Here is a 6,590-nt window from a genome sequence, read left to right on the forward strand (position 1 = left end):
GGCCGTTGATGTTCGGATGTCGAGTGTGCCGCTACTTGATCGAATTGGCCAGCTGATCGGCGTACGGGGCGGTGAATTTCCCGACGATGGGAAGCGGCGCGCGGACACCGCCGGTGTTGTTCGCCTGGACCATGGCCATGATCCAGACGACGACTGCGAGGACCCCGACTGCGAGGCCGATAAGGCTGAAGATGATCCCCAGGGCTCCGAGGAGCGAGCCGACGATGCTCAGCACGATATTGATCACCGAGACCGCCCCGAAGAAGACGATCGATTGCGAGGCATGGAATTTCACATCGGGATCGTTCTTTCCGATGAATAGGAAGATGATTCCGGTGAGCCAGCCCAGCGCGTAGGACAGGATGGCGCTGGTCTTCTTGTCCAAGCCGGTGGACTGCGGTTGGTTCATGGGGTGCTGAGAAGATGTCATGAGTCGAGTAGATGACGCGCGCTCCTCCTACCGATCCCAACTTTCCGTGCCGGAGCGGCGTCGGCGCGCGGCGCGCAGGTCGGGATCAAGTCGCTCACGCATGTCCTCGTCGGCGCCCGCCCCGGCGAGAAACGCGGTGTTCAAATCCGCCAGGGGCCGCCCACTGTTCCGATCGACCATGACCGGGAGGATCTCCTCATCGGTGTCCTGGTCGATCATGACTACACTCGGCGCACCGGTATCGACATGCTTTCTGCCCCAGGCATACAGGGCCACGATGACCGGTCCAAGATCGCGGCCCTTCGCAGTCGCGACATATTCGTACCTCGGCGGCGCAGCCGAGTACTGCCTGCGTTCGAGCAGGCCCGCCTCGACCAGGGTGCGCAATCGCCGGGTCAGCATTGTCGGAGCGATGCCGAGGTTGCGTTCGAACTCGTCGAATCGGGAGTACCCGTCCAGGGCGTCTCTCATGATCAACAGCGACCACCATTCACCGACGAGCTCCAGCGTTCCGGCCACCGGGCAGCCCATCGGTTCGAAACTCGTCCGCCGCATCACCGCTCCTTCCACATTGGGTTACTTGCATTATAGTAGTCACATGACTTCGATACACGATTCCGAGTCGACCGTTCTGGTGATCGGAGCAGGTGGGCGCCACGGCCGCACAGGTTCCCGGGTGGTGGAGCAACTCCGTGAACGAGGCCGCGGGGTCCGGGTGCTGCTTCGCGCCGATGACGGTCGCGCGCAGCGGCTTCGACAGGACGGCGTCGGCGTCGTCATCGGAGATCTGCAGGATCGGCGGACCCTCGACGCCGCCGTCGACGGTGTGGATGCGGTGTACTTCGCCTATCCGGTCGGCCCCGGGGTGGTCTCCGCCGCGGCCAATCTGGCATCGGCACTGCGCCGATCGGACCGGACGCCGCATCTGGTGGTCATGTCCATGGCGGCGTCGGCTGCGGAGAGCCCCAGCGGCCTCGGCCGGGCGCAGTGGGCGGCCGAGGAGGTGTTCACCTGGGCAGGACTGGAGCCGACGGTATTGCGGGTCGCGGCATTGTTCTACGAGAACATCCTGCTCCTGCACGCCGCGGAGATTCGCCGTACCGGCCGGATTGCCAACAGCTTCGGGAACGGCACAGTGCCCTGGATCAGCGGCCGCGACGCCGCCGACCTGGCCGCTGCCGCACTGACCGATACGGACCGGTTTCCGAAGGGCTCAACCCTGTATCCGCAGGCGCCAGTTGCGCTGAGCCACAACGCGATCGCCGAGATGATCGCCACAGAGACCGGCCGGCCGATCCGGTATGAACACATTTCCCGAGAGCAGTGGCAGAGCGAGTTGGAAGACCTCGCCCGAGCGGACGCATCGGCCACGATCAACATCCCTATGGCCCAGCACATCTCGGCGATCGGCGAGACCATCGCCCAACTCGGCCCCTCGGCCAGGTCTGCTCCGAACCCGGCTGCCCTGACCCAGGCCATCGGGCACGAGCCTTTGTCGTTCCCGGAATTCATCGAGTCCCACCGGGATCAGTTCACCACCGTGAGCTGACGCCGAAGCCGCAAGACAAGCGATCGCACGCTGATCGGTAAAGAGTACTGCCGCTAGTCGTCCGGGGAAGCGCGGCGGTTGCGTTTGGTTACGCCACGACGCTTCTTCGCGGCAATGCGCCGCTCCTTGGCTCCACGCGACGGCTTCGTCGCACGGCGAACCGGTGGTGGTGCGGCAGCCGCGTCACGTAATAGCGAGGCCAGGCGTTCCCGGGCAGCAGCCCGGTTCTGCAACTGCGCGCGTTGCTCGGACGCGGCGATCGTCACCACCCCATCGACCAGCCGCGTGGCCAGGCGATCGAGCATCCGGACGCGCAGCGACTCCGGCACGGAAGGCGAGTTGGCCAGATCGAACGACAGCTCGACCCGACTGTCCGTGGTGTTGACATGCTGCCCGCCCGGACCGGACGAACGCGAAAACCGCTCGCGCAACTCCGAACCAGGTATCACCAGCGTCCGAGTCACCATCAGATCCTCGGCCATAATCACCCCCTCTGCGCCCAGTGCTTCGCCCGATAGCCAGCTGCCTCGGACTCGGCCGAGACCTCGGCCGATTCTGCGGATCATTACACCCCACAACCAGCAACGCCAGCGTGACCACGATCGGCACGTTCAGCGTCTGCCGATCGCGGCGACCCCGCGCAGCAGACAGCAGTGCAGGACATTCCGCTGGAACCCAGCCTCGTCGCGGCCCTATATTGGGCCACAACGGCTTCGGCCCGGCGGGGTGTGCGGCTCGGTCAGCGAAAGAGTGCGTATGTCGAAAGAGTGCGTATGTCAGAGAGATTCACCGATCGCGCCCGTCGCATCGTCGATTTCGCCGAGGCGGACGCCAGGGCGCGCGGACACGACCATGTCGGTTGCGAGCATCTGCTGTTGGGCCTGATCGAAGACAGCGAGGGCGTCGGGGCGAAAACCCTGGAAGGGCTGGATATTTCGCTCGAGGATTTGCAGAGGCAAGTCGATGCGGTCATCGGGCGGGGTGAGCCGGGGCCGCCGTTCGGCGAGATACCGCACACCGCGGGGGCGACCAAGGTGCTGGAGTTGGCGCTCGAGGAAGGGCAGCGAATCGGGCTGATGTTCGTGGGCAGCGAGACGATCCTGCTGGGTCTGGTCCGCGAGGGTGACAGCCGTGCGGCGCACCTGCTGCTGCGGCTCGGTGCGGATCTGGGCCGGGTGCGTGAGGGGATTCTGCGGCTGCTCATGACCTACGCCGGGCCGGGGCCGAGATCGAATGGAACGGCGTGGTCGGAGAAATCGCCGCTGGAACGCTTCGGCCGCAATCTGATGGAGGGCACGGGCCGGCTGGAGCCGGTGATCGGCCGCACCGAGCAGATCCGTGAGGTGATGCGCGTCCTGCTGCGACATGCGACACCGTATCCGATCCTGATCGGTGAGCCCGGCGTCGGCAAGACCTCGGTGGTCGAGGGGCTGGCGCGGGCAATCGCCTCCGGGCCTGTCCCGAAATGCTTGGCGGGCAAGCACATTTACACTCTCGAGCTGGATTCCCTCGTTGCCGGAAGCCGCGATCGCGATGAGGTGGAAGCGCGGCTGGAGCCGGTCTTCGAGGAAATCATCAGGCGCGGCAACATCATTGTGTTCCTCGACGATGTGCACACGCTCATCGGGGCGAGAGACACCTATCCGAGCCCCGCGGCGAGGCCTCTGGCCGAGGCCGTGCGGTCCAGGATTTCCCAGCGTGAGCTGCAATTCATCGGCGCGACCACCCCGGACGCCTACGACGGGCTCATCGCGGTCACTCCCGCCCTGCGCCATCGAGTTCAGCCGATCCATATCCCCGAACCGAGTATCGATCAGGCCATCGACATGCTGCGCGGGCTGCGCCCCCTGTACCAGTCACATCATGACGTGATCATCACCGATGCGGCGTTGACCGCCGCCGTAGCCCAGTCTCACCACTTTGTCGGTGCGCGAAGGCTTCCGGAGAAGGCGATCAACCTGATCGACGAAGCCGCCGCCCGCGCACGCCTCACCGATCCGCCGGACCTACACGGATTCGACACTGAAATCGCCGCCGCGCGCAGAGATCAGCACGCTGCCGCCGAGGCCGGGGACTGGACGAAGGCCGCCCGGTTCCGCGACACCCAACAGCGGTTGATCGCCGAGCGCGCCGCACGCGAGAAGGATTGGCAGAACAGCACTTCGGGAACGACGATCGATCGGGAACACGTGCTCGAGGTGCTCGAAGACTGGACAGGAATCACCCTGTCCACGCTCCCCGACCCCTGACATGCCGTCGGGACAGTGCGTCGTCTGCGCGCGGCGTGGGTGGCCGGAATCGTTCCAGCACTGACGATTCCGGCAGGCCGCTCAGTTGGCCGGGGGGAACTGGCCGCTGGCCTGCACCTTGCCGCCCGAGAGGGTGAAGGTGACCACGCTGGGGCCGCCGGTGGGGCAGCACAGGGCGTCGTCGGACTTTGCCCAGCGGTACCGGACCGAGACCACGTTCGCGGATTTGCCGAGCACCTCGGTGTAGCCGTACGGGCTGGAGGTGGCGGTGCCCAGGTAGGTGCCGTTGGTGAAGAACAACACGTGGGTGTAGGGGTGAATATTGCCTGATTCCACGGTCATCCACGACAGCACGCCGTCACAGCCCGCTGAGATCGGGTCGTTGCTCGCGAACGGGTTGGTCCACGCCCCGGTCGACGGCACCGCGAGCCCCTTGATCGCGGTGTCCGCCAGCCTGGAATTGAGGTCGAAGCACAGTCCGTGCCCGCTGCCGTTCGGCGCCGAGGTCACCGGCGCCACCGTGGGCGGGGCTGTCTCCGTCTGACCGGCCTTGTCCGGCACGGTCTCCGGCGGATTGTCGTCGCCTGCGGGCGACTGCACGGTTTGCCCGCCCGGTGCCGAGGAAGGTCCCGGCGCGGGCTGTGTTCCCTGCGTCGGGTGTGCCGCACCGCTGGTCGTCGACTGCACCGAGGTCGTTCCCGACTGGGTGGACGTCGTGCTTCCGCACCCGCTCACGGATACCATCACACCGGCGGTTAGCGCTGCGAACAGCACCGTTGTCGCTTTCATGTATTCCCCTCGGTTCGATCGGAGCTCTACCCGGATGGCCGATGACTCTTCGGCATCTACCCGCCCCCATTCCGAATGGAAGGACAATTGGACATCGACGCCCGCGAAACCGGTGTTACTGGGGCATTGCCGGTTCGTATGCCCCAAAAGTTATGGGCACGAATGCAATTCAAGCACCGGCCAGTAGGGCGCGGGTGGCGTCGAGGCAGGGGCGGAGGCGGTCGGCGGGAGAGACGCCTGCCAGGGCCAATGCCCGTCTCGGTATCTCGAGCCCGATCACGATGTCGGGGGGAAGGGCGGCGAGGATGTCGTGGAGGGGAAGTTCGCCTTCGCCGGGGACCATGCGTTCGTACATGGCTTCCTCGGCGTAGTGGACGGTGCGGGGTTGCAGGGTGGTGTCACTGATTTGGGCGTAGGCGATGTGGTGGGGATCCAGCGCGGCGAGGTCGGCAGCGGTGGACCCCGAACGCACGAGGTGCATGGTGTCGATCAGCAATCGGAAATCGGGGCTCGCGACGTGGTTCAGCGCTGCCAGGGCGGTGGGCAGGTCGCCGACGGTCAGGCCGGGCACCGGTTCGATCACCGTTTCGATGTGCCGCTGCGACGCCGATTCGGCCAGTGTCGCGAATTGATCGAAGGAGCGCAGGCGGTCCGGATCGAGGCTCACCACATTGATCCGAGGTACTCCGAGTTCCGCGAGAATGTCGAGATCGCCGCGAAAGGAACGCATATCGGCGCCCGGTAGCACCAGGAATCCGTCACCGAGCGAGAGGGAGACGCCGCGATAATCCATCGCCGCCAGCAGGTCTTTTCGCAGTGCGGCATCGTCCCGCAGCGAGAACGGTGGATAGCCGAGCGGTATCGACGCCAGATCATGCAGAAAGACGGTGATGCGGCGACATCCCAGATCTGCGGCGAGATCAACGAATTCCAGAGGTGGCAAACCGAACACGCTGAGAGCCTCGATACTGAGCCGATCCATCGCCCGAGTGAACCACACCGGCACGTTGTTACGCGGTCACTACCAGCACGCCGATGTCTGTGGCGAGGAGACAAGCCGATACGAACGCAGATCCCTACGCTGAGCCGGCACCCACACAGCCGAAACGATGCAGGACTATTTGAATCAGCGTGAAAAGCATCGACACCGCGGCATTGCGCGCGACCTGGCGTGACGTACTCGCAGCAACCTGCACCGATTCGGAGGAGTTCGTCATTCTGCAGTGGGGCCGCCCCGAGGCCGTACTGCTGTCCGAATCGAAATGGCTGCTCGGCTGTACGAGAGTCCCTGTGCCCGAGACGAATCAGCGATTGCGCGCGGCCTCGGACGCACGCAGCAGCCTGCGCGCCGTCCGCATGGCCGCCCATCGCGGCGGGCAGCACACCCTGATCCGGAAGTTGTACGGAACGCTCTTCAAGGATGGTTCCGCCGCACAACTCGTCGCGGTGATCGCCCCGTACGACTGGGTGCGGATATCACTTCCCGAACTCGAGGACTCGGTCGCCTGATCCGGGAACGGCTCGCACCGGAAAACGGTGGGCTGAGGACCGACCATCACGGCCCTCAGCCCAC

The 6,590-nt window shown here is 65.3% G+C and carries 8 protein-coding genes; 3 read left to right on the forward strand and 5 right to left on the reverse strand.

Annotated elements, in window-relative coordinates:
- Window positions 1–31: 31 nt before the first annotated feature.
- Window positions 32–430 (reverse strand): DUF4870 domain-containing protein, encoded by a 399-nt coding sequence (locus OG326_RS27785; protein WP_327140073.1) that lies wholly within the window; start codon window positions 428–430, stop codon window positions 32–34.
- Between the two features lie 27 nt (window positions 431–457).
- The gene (locus OG326_RS27790; protein ID WP_327140074.1) at window positions 458–985 is read right to left on the reverse strand and encodes a winged helix-turn-helix transcriptional regulator; all 528 of its coding nucleotides are present in this window, start codon (window positions 983–985) and stop codon (window positions 458–460) included.
- A 43-nt stretch (window positions 986–1,028) separates the two neighbouring features.
- Between OG326_RS27790 and OG326_RS27795 the strand changes: the two genes are divergently transcribed.
- The gene (locus OG326_RS27795; protein WP_327140075.1) at window positions 1,029–1,979 is read left to right on the forward strand and encodes an NmrA family NAD(P)-binding protein; all 951 of its coding nucleotides are present in this window, start codon (window positions 1,029–1,031) and stop codon (window positions 1,977–1,979) included.
- 53 nt (window positions 1,980–2,032) lie between these two features.
- On the opposite strand, the gene arfB is transcribed toward OG326_RS27795, so the two are convergent.
- Complete coding sequence (gene arfB / locus OG326_RS27800; protein ID WP_327140076.1) at window positions 2,033–2,461, reverse strand: alternative ribosome rescue aminoacyl-tRNA hydrolase ArfB; 429 nt, start codon at window positions 2,459–2,461, stop codon at window positions 2,033–2,035.
- Window positions 2,462–2,752: 291 nt separating this feature from the next.
- On the opposite strand from arfB, the gene OG326_RS27805 reads away from it, so the two are divergent.
- Entirely contained in the window at window positions 2,753–4,228 is a 1,476-nt protein-coding gene (locus OG326_RS27805) for a Clp protease N-terminal domain-containing protein (RefSeq protein WP_327140077.1), read from the forward strand.
- Window positions 4,229–4,309: 81 nt separating this feature from the next.
- On the opposite strand, the gene OG326_RS27810 is transcribed toward OG326_RS27805, so the two are convergent.
- Both OG326_RS27810 and OG326_RS27815 read right to left on the reverse strand, forming a co-directional pair.
- Entirely contained in the window at window positions 4,310–4,828 is a 519-nt protein-coding gene (locus tag OG326_RS27810; protein WP_327140078.1) for an LppP/LprE family lipoprotein, read from the reverse strand.
- Window positions 4,829–5,186: 358 nt separating this feature from the next.
- Window positions 5,187–5,999: a sugar phosphate isomerase/epimerase family protein gene (locus OG326_RS27815; protein WP_327140079.1), complete on the reverse strand. Its 813-nt coding sequence runs from the start codon at window positions 5,997–5,999 to the stop codon at window positions 5,187–5,189.
- 149 nt (window positions 6,000–6,148) lie between these two features.
- On the opposite strand from OG326_RS27815, the gene OG326_RS27820 reads away from it, so the two are divergent.
- Window positions 6,149–6,526 (forward strand): hypothetical protein, encoded by a 378-nt coding sequence (locus OG326_RS27820; protein WP_327140080.1) that lies wholly within the window; start codon window positions 6,149–6,151, stop codon window positions 6,524–6,526.
- The last annotated feature ends 64 nt before the right edge of the window (window positions 6,527–6,590 follow it).

The sequence above is a fragment of the Nocardia sp. NBC_01327 genome, from assembly GCF_035958815.1.
Classification (GTDB): Bacteria; Actinomycetota; Actinomycetes; order Mycobacteriales; family Mycobacteriaceae; genus Nocardia.

Bases quoted from the DNA above. Each gene is read 5' to 3' on its own strand.
- OG326_RS27785 (WP_327140073.1), bottom strand. From the start codon at position 430: ATGACATCTTCTCAGCACCCCATGAACCAACCGCAGTCCACCGGCTTG.
- OG326_RS27790 (WP_327140074.1), bottom strand. From the start codon at position 985: ATGCGGCGGACGAGTTTCGAACCGATGGGCTGCCCGGTGGCCGGAACG.
- OG326_RS27795 (WP_327140075.1), top strand. From the start codon at position 1,029: ATGACTTCGATACACGATTCCGAGTCGACCGTTCTGGTGATCGGAGCA.
- arfB (WP_327140076.1), bottom strand. From the start codon at position 2,461: ATGGCCGAGGATCTGATGGTGACTCGGACGCTGGTGATACCTGGTTCG.
- OG326_RS27805 (WP_327140077.1), top strand. From the start codon at position 2,753: ATGTCAGAGAGATTCACCGATCGCGCCCGTCGCATCGTCGATTTCGCC.
- OG326_RS27815 (WP_327140079.1), bottom strand. From the start codon at position 5,999: ATGGATCGGCTCAGTATCGAGGCTCTCAGCGTGTTCGGTTTGCCACCT.